This is a genomic window from Streptomyces sp. NPDC001796 (assembly GCF_042892355.1).
GTDB lineage: Bacteria > Actinomycetota > Actinomycetes > Streptomycetales > Streptomycetaceae > Streptomyces.
This window is the reverse complement of sequence record NZ_JBIAUC010000024.1, coordinates 68,575-90,571: the sequence shown is the minus strand read 5'-3', so window position 1 is coordinate 90,571 and position 21,997 is coordinate 68,575. Positions and strand designations below refer to the sequence as shown.

Sequence of the window (21,997 nt, the reverse complement as noted above, 5' to 3'; positions counted from 1 at the left end):
TGGATGGCGCAGGTCAGGCCCATGCGAGCGGACGCGCGGCGCAACTACGAGCGGTTGCTGAAGGTGGCGGCCGAGGCTTTCGCCGAGCATGGCGAGAACGCGTCGCTCGACGACATCGCGAAGCGGGCGGGGGTCGGGTCGGGCACGCTGTACCGGCACTTCCCGAACCGCCAGGCGTTGCTGGAGGCCGCGTACGTCGACCGGATCGAGGCGATCGCGGCCCGGGCCGACGAGATCGCGAAGGAGCTTCCGCCGGGCGAGGCGCTGGTGGAGTGGCTGAACGAGCTGTGCGTCGGGACGATCCAGGTACGGGGAATGAAGGCCCTGCTGGGCTCGGCCGTCACGGACGGCAGTGCCGCCGCGGTGACCGCCTGCGGCACCTCGATGAAGGAGGCGGCGTCACGACTGGTGGAGGCGGCGCAGCGGGAGGGGACCCTGCGGGCCGACATCGAGCCGATCGAGGTGCTGCGGCTGGCCCACGGCATCGCTGTCGCCTCGGAACTGGCGAACGGTCAGGGCGCGTACATCCGCCGCTACCTGTCGCTGCTGACGGAGGGGTTGCGGCCGTAGACCCCGGCTGCCGCACCCGCGGGCGCCCGCCGAAGGGTACCCGCGAGTGCGGTGGCGCCGTACGACCGGCTACAGCGCTTCCGCCGCCGGCTTGACCATGTTCCGCACCGTGCGGGCCTTGACGAAGTCGCCCATCGCGGTCATGTCCCACTCGCCGGAGAACTGCCGGACGAGCTTGGCCATCATCACGCCCGTCTGCGGCTCCGCACTCGTGAGGTCGAAACGCACCAGCTCCTGGTCGGTGGCGGCGTCCACGAGGCGGCAGTACGCCTTGGCGACCTCCGTGAACTTCTGGCCGGAGAACGAGTTCACCGTGAAGACCAGGCCCGTGACCTCCTGGGGCAGGCGCCCGAGGTCGACGGCGATGACCTCGTCGTCGCCTCCGCCCTCGCCCGTGAGGTTGTCCCCGGAGTGCTTGATCGCGCCGTTGAGGATGGTCAGCTTGCCGAAGTAGCAGCTGTCGATGTGGTTGCGCTGCGGGCCGTAGGCGATGACGGACGCGTCCAGGTCGATGTCCTTGCCGTGGAACGCCGGCTCCCAGCCCAAGCCCATCCTGACCTGGGACAGCAGCGGGCGGCCGCCCTTGACGAGGGACACGGTCTGGTTCTTCTGGAGGCTGACGCGGCCCTTGTCGAGGTTGATCTTTCCGGCGCCGGGGAGCGGGGTGGGGGGTGCGGGGGGCGTGACAGGCGCCGGGGGAGCGGCGACCGGGGGCTGCACGGCGGGCGGCGCGGGCTGTGGCGAGGCGGCCGGTTCCTCCACCGTGACGCCGAAGTCGGTCGCGATGCCCGCGAGGCCGTTGGCGTACCCCTGGCCGACGGCGCGCGCCTTCCACGCGCCGCCCCGCAGATAGACCTCCATGACCACCAGCGCGGTCTCGGTGCCGAGCTGCGGCGGCGTGAAGGTGGCCAGCACGCTGTTGTCGTCCGCGTTGCGGAGGGTGGCCGTCGGCTCGATGCCCTGGAAGGTCTGTCCGGCGGCGTCCGGGCTCGCGGTGACGACGATCTTCTCGATGCCCGGGGGGACGGAGGCGGTGTCGACTGTGATCGAGTCGGGGCTCGTGCCGCCGCCGGAGCGGTAGGTGACACCCGGGCCCATCGGCTGGTTGTAGAAGATGAAGTCGTCGTCGGAGCGCACCTTGCCGTCGGCGGTGAGCAGCAGGGCGGACACATCGAGCCGCACCGGGGCGGCGACCTCGACGGTCACGCGTGGGACGCCGAGGGGGAGGTTCGAGCCGGGGGTCATAGCTGTCATGCCAGAGGTAACGAGCGAGGTGGCTTTACCGTTCCCTTACCCGATGCGCCTCGGCCCGGTCCTCGCCCCCGCCGCCCCCGCGCGTCCCGCCTCCAGGGGCTCCGCCCCTCCAACCCCGGCACTGACGGACCCCCGTTCGGGGGCCGGCCCCCGGGTTCCGGGGGCGAAGCCCGCGGACGGGAAGGGCGGGGGCGCGAACCATCCGCGCCGCCGGCTAAGGCACCACCACGATCTTCCGCCCCACCCCCGCCGCGAACTGCTCCAGCGCCTGCGGGTACCGCTCCAGAGGCAGGCGGTCGCTGATGAACACCTCGGGGTTCAGCACCCCGTTCGCGAACAGCTCGGCCGCCCGTTCGAAGCTGTGCAGCACCGCCATCGAGCCCGTGATGGTGATCTCCTGGTTGTAAATGCGGTACGGGTCGATCGTCACCCGCGTCGCGTAGTCCGCCACCCCGAACTGCAGAAAGGTCCCCGCCTTCGCCACCCGTCCCAGGCCGTCCTGGATCGCGGCCGCGTTCCCCGTGGCGTCCACCACCACGTCCCAGCCCTGCGGTCGGTCCAGTTCGTCCGCGTTCGCCGCGGAGCCCGAGACACCCAGCCGCCGTGCGGTCTCCAGCCGCGCCGGGTTGACGTCCACCATGTCCACGCTCGCCGCGCCCGTCCGCTTGGCCAGTTCCAGCATCATCAGGCCCATCGTTCCCGAGCCGTAGATCAGGACGTGTGCCCCGAGACGGGAACGCAGGACGTCGTAGCCGCGCACCGCGCACGACAGCGGCTCCACCAACGCCGCGTCCTGCGTGCGGACATGCTCCGGGAGCTTCACGCAGTTCGCCACCGGCGCCACCGCGTACTGCGCGGCCCCGCCGGCCGTCGTCACCCCGATCGCCGCCCACCGCTCGCACAGGTTGTTGTGGCCCGTACGGCAGTACCGGCACTCGTGGCAGTACAGGGACGGGTCCACGGCGACCCGGTCGCCGATCGCCAGCTCCGTGACCTGCGTACCCACCCCGACGACCTCGCCCGCGAACTCGTGCCCGGGCACGATCGGCAGCTTGGGCGCGAACTCTCCCTGGAGGATGTGCAGGTCGGTGCCGCACAGTCCGCAGGCCGCGACCTCGACGACGACCTCGCGCGGTCCGGGCGTCGGGTCCGGGACCTCGGAGACGACGGCGCGGCCCACGGACTCGATGACGGCGGCCTTCATTTCACGGCTCCCAACGACAGGCCCTGGACCAGTTTGTCCTGGGCGGCGAACCCCGCGGCGAGCACCGGCAGGGAGATGACGAGCGACGCGGCGCACACCTTCGCCAGGAACAGGCCCTGGCTGGTGATGAAGCCGGTCAGGAAGACGGGGGCCGTCTCGGCCACCACGCCGGTGAGCACCCGGGCGAAGAGCAGCTCGTTCCAGCTGAAGATGAAGCAGATCAACGCCGTCGCCGCGATGCCGGGCAGCGCGATCGGGGCCACCACCCGCGCCAGGACCGTCGGCAGGCGCGCCCCGTCCACCCGAGCCGCCTCGATCACCGCGACCGGCACCTCGGCGAGGAACGACTGCATCATCCACACCGCGATCGGCAGGTTCATGGACGTGTAGAGGATGACGAGCAGCCAGATGTTGTCGAGCATCCCGGCGTTCTTCGCGAACAGGTAGATCGGCAGCAGGCCCGCCACCACCGGCAGCATCTTGGTGGACAGGAAGAAGAACAGGACGTCCGTCCACTTCCTCACCCGGCGGATCGAGAGCGCGTAGGCCGCGGGCAGCGCCAGCAGCAGCACGCACAGCGTCGACACCACCGACGCCACCGTCGAGTTGATCAGGGCGGGCCAGGGGCTCGCGCCGCCTCCCACGCCGAAGAAGTCGCGGTAGCCGTCCAGGGTCAGGGCGGCCCCGAAGGACGGGGGATTCGTGGCCGCGTCCGCCTCCGAGTGGAACGACGTCAGGGCCATCCAGGCGATGGGCAGGAAGAACAGCAGACCGGCCAGCCAGGCCAGCAGGCCGAGCCCGACTCCGCGGCGCCGGCGGGGGCGTACGGTGGCGGTGCGTGCGGCGGTGGCGCTCATGCGCGGGACACCTCCTCGCGGAACAGGGACGACACCACGCGCAGGGCGAAGGTCGCGATGATGATCGAACCGATGACGACCAGAACGCCGGCGGCCGAGGCGAGGCCGTTCTCATGGGCCTGGTAGAAGGTCTGGTAGACGGTGTAGGGGAGGTTCGCGGTGCCCAGACCGCCCGAGGTGAGCGTGAAGACCGCGTCGAAGTTCTGGACGATGTAGATCGAGCCCAGCAGTGCGCCGAGTTCCAGATAGCGGCGCAGGTGCGGGAGCGTCAGGTGACGGAAGATCTGCCAGTCGCTCGCGCCGTCCACCCGGGCGGCCTCGATCTGCTGGTGGTCGCGGCTCTGCAGACCGGCCAGCAGGATCAGCATCATGAACGGTGTCCACTGCCAGATGAGGGAGGCCTCGACCGCGAGCAGCGGGGTGCCCGAGATCCAGTCCGGCTGGGGGCCGCCCACATAGTGCAGCAACCCGTTGAACAGGCCGTATTCAGGGTTGTAGAGCACATGCTTCCAGAGCAGGGCCGCCGCCACGGGGACCACCAGGAAGGGTGCGATCAGCAGGGTGCGCACCATGCCCCGGCCGCGGAACTTCCGGTCCAGGAGCAGCGCCAGCGCGAGGCCCAGGACCAGGCTGACCAGCACCACGGCGACCGTCAGCAGGATGGTCGTCCACACCGAGTGGCGCAGGTCCGGATCGGTGAGGACCTGGCGGTAGTTGTCGACGCCGGTGAAGTGGCGGGCCTTCGGGTAGAGGGCGTTCCAGTCGAAGAAGGAGATCACCAGCGTCGCCACGAACGGCAGCTGGGTCACGACGATCATGAAGATCAGGGCGGGCAGCAGCGGGGCCCTCGTGGCCCAGGCTCGCAGCCGGGCCGACGGTTGGTGCGCGGTGCGTACGGGAGTGGCGGCCACGGGGGCCGTGGTCGTGGCGGTCATCGTCCTTCGTACTCCTTGGAGATCTGCTCGGCGAGCTGCTGGGACTTCTTCAGGGCCGACTCGACGGACTGGCGTCCGGCGATGGCCGCGCTGATCTCCTGGGAGACCTTGGTGCCGAGATCGGTGAACTCGGGGATGCCGACGAACTGGATGCCGGGCGCGGGGCGCGGCTGCACGCCGGGGTCGCGGGGCCGTGCGCCCTCGATGGCCTCGCGGGTCATCTCCTGGAAGGAGGCGGCGGCCTTGCGATAGTCGGCGTTCTCGTAGGTGGAGGCGCGTTTGCCCGCCGGAACGTCGGCCCAGCCGCTGGTGTCGCCGACGAGCTGTTCGTACTGCTTGCTGGACGCCCAGGAGACGAACTTCCAGGCCTTGTCGGGGTTGCGGGAGGCCTTCTGGATGCCCCAGGCCCAGGTGTAGAGCCACCCGGAGGACCTGGTCTCCTCCACGGGGGCGGGGGCGTAGCCGAGCTTGCCCTTGACGGGGGAGCCGGACGCCTCCAGGGAGCCGGCCGCGGAGGTGGCGTCGTACCACATGGCGACCTTGCCCTGGGTCATGTTGTTGAGGCACTCGGCGAACCCGGACTGCGCGGCGCCCGACTCGCCGTGCGTGCGGACGAGGTCGACGTAGAACTTCGTCGCCTTCTCGAACTCGGGGGAGTCCAGGTGCGCCTTCCAGTTCTTGTCGAACCAGGTGCCGCCGAAGGTGTTCACGACCGTCGTGAGCGGCGCCATGAGCTCGCCCCAGCCGGGCAGGCCGCGCAGACAGATGCCCCGCATCCCCGGCTTCGCGCCGTCCACCTCGGCGGCGAGGTCGGCGACCTGCTGCCAGGTGGGGTGGGCTGGCATCGTCAGGCCCTTCTCGGCGAAGACGTCCTTGCGGTACATGAGGAAGGACGACTCGCCGTAGAACGGCTGTCCGTACAGCTTGCCGTCGTCACCCGTCAGCGACTGGCGCATGGGGACCAGGACGTCCTGCTCGTCGTAGGCGTGGTCCTCGGCCACATACGCGTCCATGTCCTGCAGCCAGCCGTTGCGGGCGTAGATCGGTATCTCGTAGTTGCTGAGGGTGGCGACGTCGTACTGGCCCGCCTGGTTGGCGAAGTCCTGGCTGATCTTGTCGCGGACGTCGTTCTCGGGCAGCACGGTGAAGTTCACCTTGATGCCGGTGTCCTTGGTGAAGTGTGCGGCGGTGAGCTTCTGCAACTCCACCATCTGCGGGTTGTTGACCATCAGGACGTTGATGGAGTCGCCGCCGGAACCGGACCCGCCTGCTCCGACCCAGCAGCCGGAAAGCAGCGGGGCGAGCAGCGTCCCTGCGGCGGCCATGGCGAGCACGGCTCGCGGCCTCCGTCGGCTCTGGGTGCGCATGGATCGCTCCTGGACTTATGGGGAGATAAGGGGCGCGCTGGGGCGTGAGCGTCCCTGGGGAGGGGTTATGGCATTCACATGTTCTCGGAGGGTGTCAGACCCGGATGACCTGCGGGCCCAGCAGTGAGTAGCGGTGCGCCTCGGTCGTCGGCAGGAGCGTGCTCGTGACGATCGCCTCCAGCGCGCCGATCTCCGCGAACCGGCAGAAGCTGACCGCGCCGAACTTGGTGTGCACCCCCGCGAACACCGTGCGCCGGGACGCGCGGATCGCCTGGGCCTTGACCTCGCTGACCGCGGGGTCCGGAGTGGTCAGGCCGTGTTCGCGGGAGATGCCGTTCGCGCCGATGTACGCCAGGTCGATCACGAAACCGGCGAGCATCTTCGTCGTCCAGTGGTCGACGGTGGCGAGCGTGCCGTGCCGCACCCGGCCGCCCAGCAGCAGGACGGTGGTGTTCTCGGCCTCGGCGAGCGCGCCCGCGGTGGCCAGGGACGCGGTGACCACGGTCAGCGGCCGATCCCGGGGCAGCGCCTCGGCGATGAGCTGGGGGGTGAAGCCCTCGTCGACGAAGACCGTCTCGGCGTCCCCGAGGAGCTCGGCCGCGGCGGCCGCGATCCGGCGCTTCTCGGGCACGTGGCTGGTGGCGCGGAAGGCGAGGGTCGTCTCGAAGCCGGCGCTCTCCACGGGGTAGGCGCCGCCGTGGGTGCGGCGGACCAGCCCGTGGTCCTCCAGGGCGCGCAGATCGCGACGTACGGTCTCCTTGGCGACGCCCAGTTCGGCGGCGAGCGTGGTGACGTCGACCGAGCCCGTGCGACGGGCGGCCTTGACGATCTCACGCTGCCGTTCCTCCGCGGTCCTGGCCGTCATCGCGCCTCCCGCCTCCGCTCAGGTGTGCCCGTTCGGGCCCGGTGGGGCCCATGGAGGATTTTCTACAGCGGGAGTGCGGCGCTGACCAGGTCTGTTACGCGATCGAGTCTGCCCGACCCGGCCCGTTTGGCGGCAAGCGTGACCGTCCTGGACCTGCGGTGAAGCGGGGCGGCCGGTGGGATCGGGCAGCCGCCGTGCCCGAAAAGCGGCGCGGGCGGGCCCGTTCGGTGCCCGCCCGCCCTTGGAACCAGTCGCCTCAGTACGGCCAGATGGGCGGGGCCGTGACGAAGTGGCCGCCCAGGTGCGCGTGCGCCGGGTTGCCCGGGTCCAGCTCGCCCTGCTCGGCGACGAGCTTCTCGGCGTACGGCTCGGAGTCGTCCTGCGGCTCGTAACCGAGGGCCCGGGCGGTGGTCAGGTCCCACCACAGGCGGGTGTTGGCCGAAGAGCCGTAGACGACGGTGTGTCCGACCTCCTCGGCGGTCAGGGCCGCGTGGAAGAGGCGGGCGCCGTCCTCGGGGCTCATCCAGACGGAGAGCATGCGGACGCTGGTGGGCTCGGGGAAGCAGGAGCCGATGCGCACCGACACGGTCTCCAGGCCGTGTTTGTCCCAGTAGAACTGGGCCAGGTCCTCGCCGAAGGACTTGGACAGCCCGTAGAAGGTGTCGGGGCGGCGCGGGGTGTCGATCGGGATCAGCGGGTCGTCGCCCTGGGGGCGCGGGGTGAAGCCGACCGCGTGGTTGGAGGAGGCGAACACGATCCGGCGTACGCCTTCCTCGCGCGCCGCCTCGTACACGTTGTACGTGCCCTCGATGTTCGCCTTGAGGATCTTCTCGAACGTGGACTCAAGGGAGATGCCCGCGAGGTGGATGATCGCGTCGACGCCCCGTACGGCCTCGCGCACGGCGTCCTTGTCCGCGAGATCCGCGGTGATCGCGTCCGGCTCGCCCTCGATCGGCCGCAGGTCGAGGAGGCGCAGCTCGTAGCCGTACTGAGGCAGCAGTCCTCGCATCAGGGTGCCGAGTCCGCCGGCGGCGCCGGTGAGCAGAACGGTGCGGGGAGCGGGCATCCTCGGTCTCCTTGAGATCAACGGCCGCATTCGTGCACAGGATTCACATGCATGGACACGCTAGGGAGCGTCCGCCTGGTCCGTCAAGTGTGGCGCGGAAGTGCGGAATCCAGCCCTGACTTGCCTGATTGCGCGCTTGACCGGCCCTGAGATGGCCACATAGCGTGGATTCGTTCAGAGATATGGACGCGGATCAGAAACGTGCACCTGTCCGGGAGTGTGGTCCACTCCGGAACGCGCGTCGGTCCGCGTAGGAGCGCCTGTTCAAGGGAGAGCCCGTGACGTCAGCCCCTCTCGCCGCTCGACTCAGCCTCCCGAGCGGGCCGCTGTTCTTCCCCGTCACCGCGTTCGGACCCGACGGCTCCCTCGCGCTCGACGTCTACCGCGCCCATGTGCGGGGAGGCGTGGAGGCGGGCGCCGCCGCCGTGTTCGCGTGCTGCGGCACGGGCGAGTTCCACGCGCTGACGCCCGAGGAGTTCGAGGCCTGCGTACGGGCGGCCGTCGAGGCCACGGACGGACGGGTTCCGGTCGTGGCGGGCGCGGGTTACGGGACCGCGCTCGCCATGCGCTACGCGAAGCTCGCGGAGGGCGCCGGGGCGGACGGGCTGCTCGCCATGCCCCCCTATCTGGTGGTCGCGGGCCAGGAGGGGCTACTGCGGCACTACCGGGAGCTGGCCGCCGCGACCTCGCTGCCGACCGTCGTCTACCAGCGCGACAACGCCGTGTTCACGCCCGAGACGGTGGTGGAACTCGCCCGTACGGACGGTGTCATCGGCCTCAAGGACGGGCTTGGCGACTTGGACCTGATGCAGCGCATCGTCAGCGCCGTGCGCAGCGAGGTGCCGGGCGACTTCCTCTACTTCAACGGACTGCCGACCGCCGAGCAGACCCAGCTCGCCTACCGCGGCATCGGCGTCACGCTGTACTCGTCCGCCGTGTTCTGCTTCGCCCCGGAGATCGCCCTCGCCTTCCACCGCGCGCTCGCCTCGGGCGACGACACCACCGTGAACCGGCTCCTCGACGGCTTCTACCGCCCGTTCGTCGAACTGCGCAGCCGCGGCCGCGGTTACGCCGTGTCCCTCGTCAAGGCGGCCGTACGGCTGCGCGGCCTCGACGTCGGCGAGGTGCGACCGCCCCTGCACGAGCCGTCCGAGGACCACGTCAAACAGCTCGCCGCGCTGATCGACCGCGGATACGCGCTGCTCGAGGAGTGCGCGTGAAGGCGTCGGCGTTCGTCTACCCCTGGGACGTCAACGGAGACCCCGAGGCCCCGGACCGCATCGCCGCGCTGGGCGTCCGGCAGGCGACCCTCGCCTCCGCGTACCACTCCACACGCGCCCTCACGCCCCGGCACCCGCGCCACCGCATCGTGACCGCCCGCCACGCGGCCGTGCTCTACCCGGCGGACGCGCGCTGGGAGGGCCGGACCCTGCGCCCCTTCCCGGCCGGCGACTGGGCCCCCGGCGACGCCTTCGGCGAGGCGGCCCGCGCGCTCACCGTGGCCGGGCTCGAGGTGCACACCTGGGTGGTGCTGGTGCACAACTCCCGCCTGGGGGAGGAGCATCCCGGCACGTCCGTGGTCAACGCCTACGGCGACCGCTACCCCTGGGCGCCGTGCATCGCACAGCCCGCCACGCGCGCGTACCTGGTCGATCTGGCGGCCGAGGCTGCCGTACGGCCCGGCGCGCGCGGTACCGAACTCGAGTCGCTCGGCTGGTACGGGCTGGCGCACCTGCACGCCCATGACAAGCTCGGCGGCGTGACGCTCGGGGACGCCGGGCAGTACCTCATGTCCCTGTGCTTCTGCCCGAGCTGTCGTGAGGGCTACGGACGGCACGGACTGGATGCCGGGGAGCTGGCCGCGGCGGTACGGGCGGCACTGGAACCGGTGTGGCGCGGAGCGCCCTGCGACGGGGGCTGGGCGGGCGTCGAGAAGCTCCTCGGCGAGCCGAAAGCGGCCGCCACGCGCGTGTGGCGCGATTCCACCGCCCGCACGCTCCAGGAGGAGGCCGTGGCAGCGGTCCGGCTGGCCGCGCCCGACGGCTTCCAGGTGCTGCTGCACGCGGATCCGGTCTCGTACCACTGCGGCGCCAACGCGGGCGTCGACCCCGCGCACATCCTGTCCGTGGCGGACGGTGTGGTGGTGCCCTGCACGGGCGGCGCGGGCCTGATCGCGCCGTTCGCGCGGCAGGGCCAGGAGGGTGCCGTCCTCGCGGCCAACTTCACCGTGGTGTCCGGGATGGGCGGCAGCCCGGCGACGCTCGCACAGGACGCACGGGCCGCCGCGGAGCGGGGCGCCACGGAACTGCGGCTGTATCACGCCGGGTTGGCGTCCGACGGCGACCTGGATGCCGTACGGGAGGCCCTCGCGGAGCTCTGAAGCAACGGCGCCGTCGCCACCGGCGCGGCCAGGCCCAGCACCACCAGCGCCGGCCGGTGGCCGACCAGTTCGACGAGCCCCGCCCCGACGGCCAGCCCGACCGCGTTCGGCCCGAACAGCAGCGTGTTCGCCGTGGCGGCCGCACGGCCCAGCAGCGGGCCAGGCGTCTCCCGCTGCACCGCGGTGAACGCCGCGATCAGGACACACGGCAGTCCCGCACCGATGGCCGCGCTGCACACCAATGTCACCGGGTCGGACGGGATCGCCCTGAGCGCCACACCGGCGGCGAACAGGGCGATGCCGCAGGCCGCGAACCGGTGCTCGCCCAGGCGGCGCAGGGCGGGGCCCGAGACCGTGCCGATCAGCACCGAACCGGTGCCCTGGACGGCGAAGAGCACCCCGGCGAACGCGGGGGAGCGGCCGAGACCGTCCACGACCGCGTAGACCATCGCGCCGTTCAGCCCGGCGAACAACATGGTGATCCCGCCCGCCAGGACCAGCGGCCGCAGCCCCTCGTGCCGCCACAGATGACGCGCGCCCTCGGCGGATCGCGCGCGCCGGCGGTCTGTGGGCGGCTCCGGTCTGTCCTCGGGGACCCGCAGCAGCGCGTAAAGGCCCGTGGCGAGCACGAACGTGACAGCGTCAAGGAACGCCACGAAGGGTCCCCCATAAGCCGCGTAGATCCCTGCGCCGGCCAGCGGGGCGAGGAGCTTCATGCCCTCCGTGGCCGTCGTCCTCAGTCCGTTGAAGTCGCCGAGCAGCGAACCGTCGACGGCGGCGGCGACCAGCGCCGACTCGGCCGCGTCGTGCACGATCCCGGCCGCCCCATAGATGAACAGGACCACGTACAGCAGCCACAGCCCGTCGCGGGAGTGGACGGTGAAGAGCGTCGGCAGGAGGGCCGCGAGGCCGAGGTTCGTGCCGATCAGCAGCGGCTTGCGGCGGACGCGGTCGGCCAGCGTGCCCAGTGCCGGCCCGGCCAGGACCGGCGTCCACATGGCGAGCAGGCACAGCGCGGCCAGGCCGTCCGAGCCGGTGAGGTCCTTGACCCACACGCCGGACGCCAGCCACAGCGCCGACGTGCCGAAGCCGGACACCACCACCCCGGCCAGACAGAGCCCCGCATCGCGGTCGCGCAGCACGCGCACCGCCGTCCATGTCGTCGTCATGCCCGGTCATCGTGGCTCTAAGGACACGGGGGCGGGATCGGGCAGGTGCCTTAGAAAAGCGCGGGTCGGGGCGCCGTGCGTCGTCCCTGTCAGCGGGCGCTCACCGCGTGAGCTGCTGCGCGGCGGGCGGTCCACGCCCGACCGCCGACCCACGGCTGCCCGACCGGCCACCGATACACGGCGACTGACCGCTCGTCGCACAACCGCTGCCGCAACCCCCTTTGTCAGAAGCATTGACGAAACCCGGGGCCGCTCTTACCTTCGACGCGTCGTACTTCGTACGTCATATATGAGACGCGATACGCGACATCAGATACGCGAGATCAGATACGCGACATCGCATACGCGACATCCGAGAGGCGCGCATGACCTCTGTGCCCACGCCGATCCCCTCCCGCACGCAGTACGTGCTGGAGGGGATCAAACACCGCATCCTCACCGGGCAGCTGACGCCCGGCCAGGCCCTGGTGGAGACCGAACTCGCCGCACAGTTCGGGGTGTCGAAGACCCCCGTGCGCGAGGCGCTCAAGACCCTGGCCGGGACCGGGCTCGTCGTGATGAGCCAGTACAAGGGCGTCACGGTGCGCATGGTGGACGCGGCCATGGCGCGCGAGGTCTACGACGTCCGGCTGCTCCTGGAGCCGGAGGCGCTGCGGCGCTCGGTGCGGCGCGGGGCCTCCCTGGACGCCGCGCGGGACGCGCTGAGACGGGCCGACGAGGCGGGCGACACCGCCGAACGCTCCCTGGCCAACCGGGAGTTCCACCGCGCCCTGTACCTGCCGTGCGGCAACCCGCTGCTCGGCCGGATGCTCGACGAGGTCCGCGACCAGGCCGCCCTCGTCTCCGCCGTCGCCTGGGCCGCCGACCCCTCCTGGGAGCGGGAGGCCGCCGAGCACCGGGAGATCCTGCGGCTCGCCCTCGGAGGCGACGCCGACGGGGCGGCGAGCGCCCTTCACGCCCACATCGCGTCGTTCGTGCGACGGGCCTTCCCCGCGAGCGAAGCAGCGGAGCCCGAGGTCCAGGGAGAGGACGGTCAGGCATGACAACGACGTTCGAGACCCAGCGGGTGGCCCTGGCCGACGTGGTGGCGATCCCGGTGACCCCGTTCACCGAGGACGGCCGCGTGGACCAGGACGCCCACCGGGTGCTGCTGCGTCGCCTGCTCGACGGCGGGGTGAGGACCCTGACGCCCAACGGCAACACCGGCGAGTTCTACGCCCTCACTCCCGAGGAACGGCGCCTGGTCACCGAACTGACCGTGCAGGAGGCGGGGGAGCGGGCCGCGATCCTGGTCGGGGTGGGACACGACGTGCCCACCGCCGTCGCCTCTGCACGGCACGCCCGCGAGCTCGGCGCCCGGATGGTGATGGTCCACCAGCCCGTCCACCCGTACGTCTCGGCCGCCGGCTGGGTCGACTACCACCGCGCGATCGCCGAGGCGGTGCCCGAACTGGGCGTCGTGCCCTACATCCGCAACGCCCAGCTGCCCGGCGGGCGGCTCGCGGAGCTCGCCGACCACTGCCCGAACGTCATCGGGGTGAAGTACGCCGTCCCGGACGCCGCCAAGTTCGCGGCCTTCGCCCGCGACGCCGGCCTGGACCGGTTCGTATGGGTGGCGGGCCTCGCCGAACCGTACGCACCCTCTTACTTCTCGGCGGGCGCCACGGGCTTCACCTCGGGACTCGTGAACGTCGCCCCGTCCGTCTCGCTGAACATGATCGAAGCGCTTCGATCGGGTGACTACCCGGCCGCCATGAAGGTGTGGGAGCAGATCCGCCGCTTCGAGGAGCTGCGCGCCGCGAACGGCTCCGCCGACAACGTCACCGTCGTCAAGGAGGCCCTCGCCTCCCTCGGGCTGTGCCGGCGGGACGTGCGCCCGCCGGGCAGGGCGCTGCCCGAGGAGGAGCGTGCGGAGGTCGCCGCCATCGCCGCCGGGTGGTCCGTATGAAGAAGCCGGAACAGCTCAGAAGCCACCAGTGGTACGGCACCGACGGGCTGCGCTCCTTCAGCCACCGCGCCCGCACCCGACAGCTCGGCTATCTGCCCGAGGAGCACCTGGGCAAGCCCGTCATCGCCATCCTGAACAGCTGGTCCGACATCAACCCCTGCCATGTGCACCTGAGGGATCGCGCGCAGGCCGTGAAGCGGGGCGTGTGGCAGGCGGGCGGCTTCCCGCTGGAGTTCCCGGTCTCCACGCTCAGCGAGACCTACCAGAAGCCGACCCCGATGCTCTACCGCAACCTGCTCTCGATGGAGACCGAGGAACTGCTGCGGTCCTACCCGGTCGACGGGGCCGTGCTGATGGGCGGCTGCGACAAGTCCACGCCCGCGCTGCTCATGGGGGCCGCGAGCGTGGACCTGCCCACGATCTTCGTGCCCGCGGGGCCGATGCTGCCGGGCCACTGGCGGGGCGAGGTCCTCGGCTCCGGCACCGACATGTGGAAGTACTGGGACGACAAGCGCGCCGGCCTCATCGGTGACTGCGAGATGCAGGAGCTGGAGAGCGGCCTCGCCCGGTCGCCCGGGCACTGCATGACGATGGGGACGGCGTCCACGCTGACGGCCGCCGCCGAAGCGCTCGGTGTCACGATCCCGGGCGCGTCGAGCATCCCCGCCGTCGACTCGGGGCACGACCGGATGGCAGCCGCCGCGGGTCTGAGGATCGTCGAACTGGTCCACCGGGACCGGAAGCTGTCCGACATCCTCACCCCTGAGGCGTTCGAGGACGCGGTGACGGCGGTCCTCGGGCTCGGCGGCTCCACCAATGCCGTCATCCACCTGATCGCCATGGCCGGACGGGCCGGGGTCAAGCTCACGCTCGACGACTTCGACCGCATCGCGCGCACGGTCCCCGTGCTCGCCAACGTCCGGCCCGGCGGCGAGCGGTACCTGATGGAGGACTTCCACTTCGCCGGTGGCCTGCCCGGGTTCCTCTCCCGGATCCCGGACCTGCTGCACCTGGACCGGCCGACGGTCTCCCACGACACCCTGCGCGAGCAGATCGCCGGCGCGCAGGTCCACAACGACGACGTCATCCGGCCCCGCGACAACCCGGTCGCCCGCGAAGGCGGCGTCGCCGTCCTGCGCGGCAACCTCTGCCCGGACGGCGCCGTCATCAAGCACATCGCGGCCGAACCGCACCTGCTCAAGCACACCGGTCCCGCAGTCGTCTTCGACGACTACCGGACCATGCAGCGCACCATCAACGACCCGGACCTCGGCATCACCGCCGACAGCGTGCTGGTGCTGCGCAACGCAGGACCCAAGGGCGGCCCCGGGATGCCCGAGTACGGGATGCTGCCGATCCCGGACCACCTGCTCAAGCAGGGCGTGCGGGACATGGTGCGGATCTCCGACGCCCGGATGAGCGGCACGAGTTACGGCGCGTGTGTGCTGCACGTGGCGCCCGAGTCGCACATCGGCGGACCGCTCGCCCTGGTGCGCACCGGGGACAGCATCACTCTCGACGTCGAGGCCCGCACCCTCCAGCTCAACGTGGACGACGCGGAGCTCAGGCGCCGCAGGGCGGAGTGGACGCCGCCGCCCGTGCGGTACGAGCGCGGCTACGGCGTGCTCTACAACTCCCAGATCACCCAGGCCGACACCGGCTGCGACTTCGAGTTCCTGGCCCGGCCCGGCCAGGTCCCGGACCCGTACGCCGGCTGACGCACCGCACGACCCCCGGGCCTGCGCACGCACCACCGCAGGTACCGGGGTACCGAGCACCCCGGAACCACTGTCGAAGCGCTTCACCCATGCGTACCGTAGCAAGCGCTCCCTGTACTCGCTGACGGCTCCCTGCCCGACACCACGTTCCTGACCACGGCCAGTACCACCATCGGCGCGACCATGAACTGACCCGGGAAGGGCGCCGCGTTGGGCCCGTCGGCCGGTCGGGAAGGTATCGATCGGGCAACGGGCCTCGCGCTCACGGTGGTGACGCGCGTAGAAAACCTGTCATGCATAAGCCACTTCGTATCGCGGCGCTCGTCGCCGCCTGTGCCGTCGCCGGTGGGGCCCTCTACGGCGCCGGCGCGGCCACCGCCGGTCAGTCGACGGCGAACTCCACCCACGAGCCCTACAACATCGGGCTCCTGGTGAAGGACATCGACACCTACTACGGCACCACGGCCGACGCAGGCGGCGTCTACCAGGCGTCCCCGCAGAGCCCGTACGCCAAGGACCTGGCGCGCATCGACGCCGACGCCAGGCGGTACATCGACAAGGCCGCCCGCAAGGCGCACCACCGGGGCGAGAAGCCGGCCGTCGTCTTCGACATCGACGACACGCTTCTGCTCAGCCTCGACTACGAGAAGCGCTACAACTACACGTACAACTCGGCGACCTGGGCCGCGTACGTGAACAAGGCGGACCGCCCCGCCGTCTTCGGCAGCCCGGAACTCGTCCGGTACGCCGCGTCCAAGGGCGTCGAGGTCTTCTACAACTCGGGTCTGAGCGAGGCGCAGCGCTCCGCCGCCGTCGAGAACCTGAAGAAGGTCGGCGCCGATGTGAACCTCGACGCCGACCACATGTTCCTCAAGGACGCGGCCAACCCGCCGTCCTACCTGAGCGGCTGCGCCGCCCCGGGTGCCTGGAAGTGCACCACCGTCCAGTACAAGTCCGGCACCCGCAAGCACATCGAGGAGGACCTCGGGTACGAGATCGTCGCCGACTTCGGCGACCAGTACTCCGACCTCGACGGCGGTTACACGGGCCGGACGTACAAGCTGCCCAACCCGACGTACTTCGTCAGCTAGGCCGCACCGGCCGAACCGACTGCAGGGTCGGCACCACCGGCTTGATCGTGCCGTCGGCCGCGAACTCCATGCGGTCGACGGTCGTCTCCCGGTGCATGCCGTCCCCGCCGGACTTCCCGGGGCCGTTCAGCGCGAACCGGTGGTAGACGATGTACCAGTCGTCGGTGCCGGGCACATTCACCACCGAGTGGTGCCCGGTGCCGAGGATGCCGTACTCGGGGCGCTTGGACAGGATCGTGCCCCGCTTGGTCCACGGGCCGAGCGGGGACGGGCCGGTGGCGTAGGCGACGTGGTAGTTCTCGCTGCGGGTGTCGTCCTCGGACCACATGAAGTAGTACGTGCCCTTGCGCTTGATCATGAAGGATCCCTCACGGAAGTCGTCCGTGGTGATGTCCTTCACCTCGGAGGCGTCGTACGACGTCATGTCCGAGTTCAGCGGGACGACGTACGCGTGGCCGTTGCCCCAGTACAGATACGACCGGCCGTCGTCGTCCGTGAAGACCGCCGGGTCGATCATCTGGCCCTTCAGGCCCCCGCCCTTGGCGACCAGCGGCCTGCCCAGCGCGTCCTTGAACGGGCCCGCGGGCGAGTCGGCCACCGCCACGCCGATCTGCTGCTCGGCGCAGAAGTAGAAGTAGTACTTGCCGTTCTTCCCGGCGATCGCCGGCGCCCACGCGTACTTGTCCGCCCAGGAGACGTCCGGGCCGAGGTCCAGGATGACGCCGTGGTCCTTCCAGTGGACCAGGTCCTTCGACGAGTACGCCTTGAAGCTGGTGCCGCTCCAGCCGTTGTGGCCGTCGCTCGTCGGGTAGATCCAGTACTGGCCGTCCAGGTGGGCGATGTCGGGGTCGGCGTTCAGGCCGGGCAGGACCGGGCTGCGGGTCGGCACCGCCTCCACCGTCCAGGTGCGCTTCGTGCCGTCGGCGGCCGTGACGCTGTACGTCTGCGGGGCGCGGAAGTCACGGCGGGTACCGGAGGGCGGGGTGACGGTCGCGCCCTCACCCAGCCACAGCTTGGGAGCCAGATGCCGCAGGTCGGCGTCCGGGTCCATCGGCAGGACCACCTTGCTCGACGCCTCGGTGACGACCGCGTACCCCTGCTGGCCGTGCGCCGTCGCGTCCACCACCGAGGTGCCGGTGGCCGGGTAGGCGGCCAGCAGCCGGTCGTACTCCGCCTGCGTCACCGGGAGCACGGTGCCGTGCCGGGGGCTCGCCGGCAGCTGGTAGTTCGTGGACGGGGTCCACTTGCTCGAGTCCAGGTCGGTCGTCTCGAAGGGGACATAGCCCCGGCCGCCGTACTCGTCGATGAACAGGTACCACTTCTTCTCGGTGTTGGACTTGAACACCGTCGGGCCCTCGCCGCGGTCCATCGCGCCGCTGCCGATGCAGTCGGCGACGAAGTCGTACTGCGTCGAGGTCAGCGACGTCGACTTCTCCGCGGTGATGAACTTCGAGCAGGGGGAGCTGGAGGACGGGTCCCGCTCGTCCTTGGTGTAGCGGTAGTAGGTGTCCTTGTACTTGACCACCGTGGAGTCGATCACCGAGTAGCCGGGGTCGTCCCAGACCTTGGGCGCGCTGAAGGTGCGGAAGTCCTTCGTCGTCGCGTAGAGCATCTTGTTGTACGTCGAGCCCGTGTGGTCCGGGTCGTCGTCGGCGTACAGCTTCGACGCCCAGAAGACCACGTACTCACCGAGTGAGTCGTCCCAGTAGGCCTCCGGCGCCCAGGTGTTGCCCGCGGTGTCGGGCGCGACCTTCACCAGGCGCTGGTCGGTCCAGTGGACCAGGTCCGTGGACTCCCAGATCATGACGGACTTGCTGCCGTGCCGCTGGACGTGGTCCCAGCTGCCGCTGCTGTTCCTGTACATCCTGAGGTCGGTGGCGATGAGGTAGAACTTGTCACCCTTGGGCGAGCGGATGACGAACGGGTCGCGCAGGCCCTTCTCGCCGATCGTGGACGTCAGCACCGGCTTGCCGCCGTTCAGCTCCCGCCAGTGCAGCGGGTCGTTGCCGCGGCTGAGCGCGTAGCGGATCTGCTCGCCGTCGGCGGTGCCCTCGCCGGTGAAGTAGGCGAAGAGGTAGCCGGCGTACTCGGGGTGGTTCACGGGCGGTGCTCCGGAGTGTGCGGGGCTGGGCGGCGCGGCGAGAAGGCCCAGCAGAAGGGCGAGGAGGGGGACCAGGAACGTGCGGGCGGTGCGGGGTCGCATGACACATCCTGTGGGAGTCTGATGGATTCTGTTGGCTGCACTGCCATCGGAGTGTCATCAGTGAGGGGCAGAACGTCAATCGGTGCGTGGGGGGTGGGAGGGGACCGAAAATTTCGATCGATTTCGGGCCCGGTGCGGCAACCCTCTCGGGCCACGGCGGCGACCAGGGATCGCCCTCGCCGACCGGAACCGGTGGGGGCGTCCTCGTCCGCCTCTGGTCGCCGCCGCCTACGAGTCGCCGCTCGCGCCGTCGCCGTGCGAGGTGAAGTCGCCCCGGACCGTGAGCTGTTCACGACCCGTCGATGCCGTCATCGTGTAGCTGTCGCCCCTGGCGTCCCGGCCGCCGCGGTGGTGGTCGTACTGCCCCGCGAACACCCACTGGCCCACCGGCACCGAACGGCCCTGCTTGAGCACCCAGGTGTAGACCAGGAAGCCGTCCTTCTCGCCGACCGTGAACGTGAAGTCGTCCTGAGGCAGGGATCGCCAGGCGCCCGACGAGGACACGCCGCCGGTCTGCGCGACCTTCAACTCGACGGTGAGCGCGGTGAGTTTCTCGCTGGTCCTCAGGGTCAGGTCGCTCTGGGCCCAGAAGTCGTTGCTGTGCGGGTCCACCGAGCCGTCCGACCACAGCGGGCCGTCCTGGACGCCGGAGGCGGCCGGCGGGGCGGTGGCGGTCGCTGAGGCTTTCGGGCTCTTCGAGGCCGACGTGCCGGGTTTCCCGGAGCCGTGCGAGCCTGCGGTCGGTGCCGGCTCGGCCGGGCGGACCGGGGCGCGGCTCGTCGCGGCCGGGGACGGGGTGGGTGTGGGCGAGACGACCACCGTCTGCTGGGCGGGGGTGTCGTCCTGCACCGCCGAGGCGACCGCGTAGCCGCCCACCGCGAGGACGCCCGCGACCCCGGCCGTGGCCCCCACCACCCGCACCCAGCCCCACAGCGGCGGACGCGTCGCCCGGCGGCTCGGACGGGACTGCGCGGCCATCCCGCGCTCGACGCGGGCCAGGATGCGCGCGCGGTCGGGCTCGTGCGCCTCGGCCGCCGAGTGCAGCCTGGCGCGAAGCTCGTCGTGCACGTCCCGCGGCGTAGTCATCGGTTCCTTCCTCCAGCTCCACCGGTGCGCACCACCGCCGCGGGAACGCGCCGAGGGGCCTCGGCGGTGCCCAGGAGCCGCTGTATTTCGGCCATCCCCTTGGACGTCTGGCTCTTCACCGTACCCACCGAGATGCCCAGCGCGAGCGCCGTGTCCTTCTCGGAGAGGTCGAAGGCGTGCCGCAGCACCACGCAGGCCCGCTTGCGGAACGGCAGACGGCGCAGGGCCTCCTGTACGTCGACGACCGCCGGCACGTCCGGGTTCTCGGTCTTCTCCTCGCGCTGCGACCAGAAGAGGGTGATCCGCCGGCGTTCGCGCACCGCGCTGCGGATCCGGGTGCGGGCCAGGTTGGCGACCACACCGCGCGCGTACGCCACCGGGTGGTCGGCGGCGCGCACCCGGTCCCAGCGGTGCCACAGCGCGAGCAGCGCGTCGGCGGCCAGATCGTCGGCGGCGTCCGCCTCACCGGTCAGCAGGTGGGCGAGCCGGGCGAGTTCGGCGTAGTGGCGTTCGAAGAAGGCGTGGAACTCCACGGCGGCGTCGTCGTCGACGACAGTGCCCACGGGCGACCTCTCCTCGCTGCGGTTCCGGCACCTCTCCGGGCGCCCCGTGCATGCCATGTGGATGCCATGTGGACGTCCGGAGTGCGTTCTGGGGTGAGGTCCGGAAGCGTAGCAGCGTCCGTACGGGCCTTCGAACGTCGTATGACAGGCCGAACTCTTCGATTCCGTAACACGGAGAAAACCTGAAACGGGTTCGCCACGGGAACAATCCAGCCAGCATCCCGCACTGGTTCAACAGGCAACAAGGAGTCTCGCCATGTCCGACACACAGAAGGTGGCCGACCGGTCAAGTTCCGCGCCCCCGGCGGTGAACGGCCTCGACCGGTACTTCAGGATCTCCGAACGGGGCTCCACCTTCGGCCGGGAGATACGCGGCGGTTTCGCCACGTTCTTCACGATGGCCTACATCCTTGTACTGAACCCGATCATTCTGGGCAGCGCCAAGGACAAGTTCGGCCACCAACTGGACGCGGGACAACTGGTCACGGCCACCGCCCTGGTGGCGTGTGTGATGACGATCATCATGGGTGTCGGCGGCAACCTGCCGCTCGCCATCGCCGCCGGCCTCGGCCTCAACGCCGTCGTCGCCTTCCAGCTCGCCCCGTTGATGAGCTGGTCCGACGCCATGGGCCTCGTCGTCATCGAGGGCGTCCTGATCTGCGTCCTGGTGCTCACCGGACTGCGCGAGGCCATCATGAACGCGATCCCGCAACAGCTGAAGCAGGCCATCGGCGTCGGCATCGGCCTGTTCATCGCCTTCATCGGCTTCGTCGACGCCGGGTTCGTCAGCCGCATCCCGGACGCCGCGAACACCACCGTGCCGGTGCAACTGGGCGCCGTGGGACGCCTTACCGGCTGGCCCGTCCTGGTCTTCTGCCTCGGGGTGCTGCTCACCGTCGCACTGCTCGCCCGCAAGGTGAAGGGCGCGATCCTGATCAGCATCGTGACCATGACGGTCGTCGCGATCGTCATCAACGCCGTCGCCGACATCAAGAGCTGGGGCCTGACCACCCCGAAGGTCCCCGACAAGGTCGTGGCGGCTCCCGACTTCGGGCTCGTCGGTCACTTCAGCCTGTTCGGCGCCTTCGGCGAAACGAGCGCCATCACGGTCGTGCTGCTGATCTTCACGCTGATCCTGTCGGACTTCTTCGACGCCATGGGCACCATCGTCGGCATCAGCGCGGAGGCCGGGCTGCTCGACGAGCAGGGCCAGGTGCCGGGCATCGGCCGGGTGCTGTTCATCGACGGCGCCGCCGCGATCGCCGGCGGCGTGGGCTCCGCCTCCTCCAACACCGCGTACATCGAGTCCGCCGCCGGCGTCGGCGAGGGCGCGCGCACCGGGTTCGCCAACCTGATCACCGGCGGCCTGTTCGGCCTCGCGCTGTTCCTCACGCCGCTGCTGACCATCGTGCCGCTCCAGGCGGCGGCGCCCGCCCTGATAGCCGTCGGCTTCCTGATGCTGACGCATGTCAAGCACATCGACTGGGACCGGTACGAGATCGCCATCCCGGCGTTCCTCACCATCGCCGCCATGCCGTTCACGTACTCGATCACCGACGGCATCGGCGCCGGCTTCCTGTCCTACGTCGTCATCAAGACGGTCCTCGGCAAGGCCAGGGAGGTCAACTGGCTGCTGTGGGGAGTGTCGGCGCTGTTCCTGGTGTACTTCGCGATCGATCCGGTGGAGCAGATCCTCGGAGTCAAGTGAGGCGAGGGGGCAG

19 protein-coding genes are annotated in these 21,997 nt (G+C 70.5%); 8 read left to right on the top strand and 11 right to left on the bottom strand.

Features of this window, described 5'->3' with window-relative positions; all coding sequences use genetic code 11:
• Positions 1–3 precede the first annotated feature (3 nt).
• The gene (locus ACFYZE_RS32115) at positions 4–570 is read left to right on the top strand and encodes a TetR/AcrR family transcriptional regulator (protein WP_389001878.1); all 567 of its coding nucleotides are present in this window, start codon (positions 4–6) and stop codon (positions 568–570) included.
• Positions 571–639: 69 nt separating this feature from the next.
• Here ACFYZE_RS32115 and ACFYZE_RS32110 read toward each other — a convergent pair whose 3' ends face one another.
• The 7 genes from ACFYZE_RS32110 to ACFYZE_RS32080 form a co-directional block, all read right to left on the bottom strand.
• Positions 640–1,815 carry a TerD family protein gene (locus ACFYZE_RS32110; RefSeq protein WP_389001875.1) on the bottom strand — a complete coding sequence of 392 codons (1,176 nt, stop codon included), beginning with the start codon at positions 1,813–1,815 and terminating at the stop codon, positions 640–642.
• 223 nt (positions 1,816–2,038) lie between these two features.
• The gene (locus ACFYZE_RS32105; protein WP_389001872.1) at positions 2,039–3,028 is read right to left on the bottom strand and encodes a zinc-dependent alcohol dehydrogenase family protein; all 990 of its coding nucleotides are present in this window, start codon (positions 3,026–3,028) and stop codon (positions 2,039–2,041) included.
• A complete protein-coding gene (locus ACFYZE_RS32100; RefSeq protein WP_200423250.1) occupies positions 3,025–3,885 on the bottom strand; it encodes a carbohydrate ABC transporter permease in 861 nt (286 codons plus the stop codon). The genes ACFYZE_RS32105 and ACFYZE_RS32100 overlap by 4 nt, the downstream gene beginning before the upstream one ends.
• Positions 3,882–4,820, bottom strand: a complete 939-nt coding sequence (locus ACFYZE_RS32095; RefSeq protein ID WP_200423249.1) for a carbohydrate ABC transporter permease — start codon at positions 4,818–4,820, stop codon at positions 3,882–3,884. The genes ACFYZE_RS32100 and ACFYZE_RS32095 overlap by 4 nt, the downstream gene beginning before the upstream one ends.
• A complete protein-coding gene (locus ACFYZE_RS32090) occupies positions 4,817–6,187 on the bottom strand; it encodes an ABC transporter substrate-binding protein (protein WP_389001868.1) in 1,371 nt (456 codons plus the stop codon). Before ACFYZE_RS32090 ends, ACFYZE_RS32095 begins: the two co-directional genes overlap by 4 nt.
• A 94-nt stretch (positions 6,188–6,281) precedes the next feature.
• Entirely contained in the window at positions 6,282–7,052 is a 771-nt protein-coding gene (locus ACFYZE_RS32085; protein WP_200423247.1) for a DeoR/GlpR family DNA-binding transcription regulator, read from the bottom strand.
• 256 nt (positions 7,053–7,308) lie between these two features.
• On the bottom strand, positions 7,309–8,118 hold the full coding sequence (locus tag ACFYZE_RS32080; RefSeq protein ID WP_389001864.1) for an NAD-dependent epimerase/dehydratase family protein: 810 nt from the start codon (positions 8,116–8,118) through the stop codon (positions 7,309–7,311).
• Positions 8,119–8,396: 278 nt separating this feature from the next.
• Between ACFYZE_RS32080 and ACFYZE_RS32075 the strand changes: the two genes are divergently transcribed.
• The gene (locus tag ACFYZE_RS32075; protein WP_389001861.1) at positions 8,397–9,338 is read left to right on the top strand and encodes a 5-dehydro-4-deoxyglucarate dehydratase; all 942 of its coding nucleotides are present in this window, start codon (positions 8,397–8,399) and stop codon (positions 9,336–9,338) included.
• Positions 9,335–10,498: a hypothetical protein gene (locus tag ACFYZE_RS32070; RefSeq protein ID WP_389001858.1), complete on the top strand. Its 1,164-nt coding sequence runs from the start codon at positions 9,335–9,337 to the stop codon at positions 10,496–10,498. The genes ACFYZE_RS32075 and ACFYZE_RS32070 overlap by 4 nt, the downstream gene beginning before the upstream one ends.
• Here the strand turns inward: ACFYZE_RS32070 and ACFYZE_RS32065 are convergent.
• Positions 10,435–11,667, bottom strand: a complete 1,233-nt coding sequence (locus tag ACFYZE_RS32065; protein ID WP_389001855.1) for an MFS transporter — start codon at positions 11,665–11,667, stop codon at positions 10,435–10,437. The genes ACFYZE_RS32070 and ACFYZE_RS32065 overlap by 64 nt on opposite strands.
• Positions 11,668–12,032: 365 nt before the next feature.
• On the opposite strand from ACFYZE_RS32065, the gene ACFYZE_RS32060 reads away from it, so the two are divergent.
• The 4 genes from ACFYZE_RS32060 (at position 12,033) to ACFYZE_RS32045 (ending at position 16,424) form a co-directional block, all read left to right on the top strand.
• A complete protein-coding gene (locus ACFYZE_RS32060; RefSeq protein WP_389001852.1) occupies positions 12,033–12,710 on the top strand; it encodes a GntR family transcriptional regulator in 678 nt (225 codons plus the stop codon).
• Positions 12,707–13,615, top strand: a complete 909-nt coding sequence (locus tag ACFYZE_RS32055; protein ID WP_389001850.1) for a dihydrodipicolinate synthase family protein — start codon at positions 12,707–12,709, stop codon at positions 13,613–13,615. The genes ACFYZE_RS32060 and ACFYZE_RS32055 overlap by 4 nt, the downstream gene beginning before the upstream one ends.
• Entirely contained in the window at positions 13,612–15,333 is a 1,722-nt protein-coding gene (araD, locus tag ACFYZE_RS32050; protein WP_389001847.1) for an L-arabinonate dehydratase, read from the top strand. Before ACFYZE_RS32055 ends, araD begins: the two co-directional genes overlap by 4 nt.
• A 293-nt stretch (positions 15,334–15,626) precedes the next feature.
• Complete coding sequence (locus ACFYZE_RS32045) at positions 15,627–16,424, top strand: HAD family acid phosphatase (RefSeq protein ID WP_389001844.1); 798 nt, start codon at positions 15,627–15,629, stop codon at positions 16,422–16,424.
• Here the strand turns inward: ACFYZE_RS32045 and ACFYZE_RS32040 are convergent.
• The 3 genes from ACFYZE_RS32040 to ACFYZE_RS32030 form a co-directional block, all read right to left on the bottom strand.
• Positions 16,417–18,627 (bottom strand): family 43 glycosylhydrolase, encoded by a 2,211-nt coding sequence (locus ACFYZE_RS32040; RefSeq protein ID WP_389001841.1) that lies wholly within the window; start codon positions 18,625–18,627, stop codon positions 16,417–16,419. The two genes, ACFYZE_RS32045 and ACFYZE_RS32040, sit on opposite strands and share 8 nt — an antisense overlap.
• A gap of 228 nt (positions 18,628–18,855) precedes the next feature.
• On the bottom strand, positions 18,856–19,713 hold the full coding sequence (locus ACFYZE_RS32035) for a hypothetical protein (protein WP_389001838.1): 858 nt from the start codon (positions 19,711–19,713) through the stop codon (positions 18,856–18,858).
• Positions 19,710–20,276 (bottom strand): SigE family RNA polymerase sigma factor, encoded by a 567-nt coding sequence (locus ACFYZE_RS32030; RefSeq protein ID WP_389001836.1) that lies wholly within the window; start codon positions 20,274–20,276, stop codon positions 19,710–19,712. Before ACFYZE_RS32030 ends, ACFYZE_RS32035 begins: the two co-directional genes overlap by 4 nt.
• A gap of 256 nt (positions 20,277–20,532) precedes the next feature.
• On the opposite strand from ACFYZE_RS32030, the gene ACFYZE_RS32025 reads away from it, so the two are divergent.
• On the top strand, positions 20,533–21,984 hold the full coding sequence (locus ACFYZE_RS32025; RefSeq protein WP_389001833.1) for an NCS2 family permease: 1,452 nt from the start codon (positions 20,533–20,535) through the stop codon (positions 21,982–21,984).
• Positions 21,985–21,997 lie beyond the last annotated feature (13 nt).

Bases quoted from the DNA above. Each gene is read 5' to 3' on its own strand.
- ACFYZE_RS32115 (WP_389001878.1), top strand. From the start codon at position 4: ATGGCGCAGGTCAGGCCCATGCGAGCGGACGCGCGGCGCAACTACGAG.
- ACFYZE_RS32110 (WP_389001875.1), bottom strand. From the start codon at position 1,815: ATGACCCCCGGCTCGAACCTCCCCCTCGGCGTCCCACGCGTGACCGTC.
- ACFYZE_RS32105 (WP_389001872.1), bottom strand. From the start codon at position 3,028: ATGAAGGCCGCCGTCATCGAGTCCGTGGGCCGCGCCGTCGTCTCCGAG.
- ACFYZE_RS32100 (WP_200423250.1), bottom strand. From the start codon at position 3,885: ATGAGCGCCACCGCCGCACGCACCGCCACCGTACGCCCCCGCCGGCGC.
- ACFYZE_RS32095 (WP_200423249.1), bottom strand. From the start codon at position 4,820: ATGACCGCCACGACCACGGCCCCCGTGGCCGCCACTCCCGTACGCACC.
- ACFYZE_RS32090 (WP_389001868.1), bottom strand. From the start codon at position 6,187: ATGCGCACCCAGAGCCGACGGAGGCCGCGAGCCGTGCTCGCCATGGCC.
- ACFYZE_RS32085 (WP_200423247.1), bottom strand. From the start codon at position 7,052: ATGACGGCCAGGACCGCGGAGGAACGGCAGCGTGAGATCGTCAAGGCC.
- ACFYZE_RS32080 (WP_389001864.1), bottom strand. From the start codon at position 8,118: ATGCCCGCTCCCCGCACCGTTCTGCTCACCGGCGCCGCCGGCGGACTC.
- ACFYZE_RS32065 (WP_389001855.1), bottom strand. From the start codon at position 11,667: ATGACGACGACATGGACGGCGGTGCGCGTGCTGCGCGACCGCGATGCG.
- ACFYZE_RS32060 (WP_389001852.1), top strand. From the start codon at position 12,033: ATGACCTCTGTGCCCACGCCGATCCCCTCCCGCACGCAGTACGTGCTG.
- ACFYZE_RS32055 (WP_389001850.1), top strand. From the start codon at position 12,707: ATGACAACGACGTTCGAGACCCAGCGGGTGGCCCTGGCCGACGTGGTG.
- araD (WP_389001847.1), top strand. From the start codon at position 13,612: ATGAAGAAGCCGGAACAGCTCAGAAGCCACCAGTGGTACGGCACCGAC.
- ACFYZE_RS32045 (WP_389001844.1), top strand. From the start codon at position 15,627: ATGCATAAGCCACTTCGTATCGCGGCGCTCGTCGCCGCCTGTGCCGTC.
- ACFYZE_RS32040 (WP_389001841.1), bottom strand. From the start codon at position 18,627: ATGCGACCCCGCACCGCCCGCACGTTCCTGGTCCCCCTCCTCGCCCTT.
- ACFYZE_RS32035 (WP_389001838.1), bottom strand. From the start codon at position 19,713: ATGACTACGCCGCGGGACGTGCACGACGAGCTTCGCGCCAGGCTGCAC.
- ACFYZE_RS32025 (WP_389001833.1), top strand. From the start codon at position 20,533: ATGTCCGACACACAGAAGGTGGCCGACCGGTCAAGTTCCGCGCCCCCG.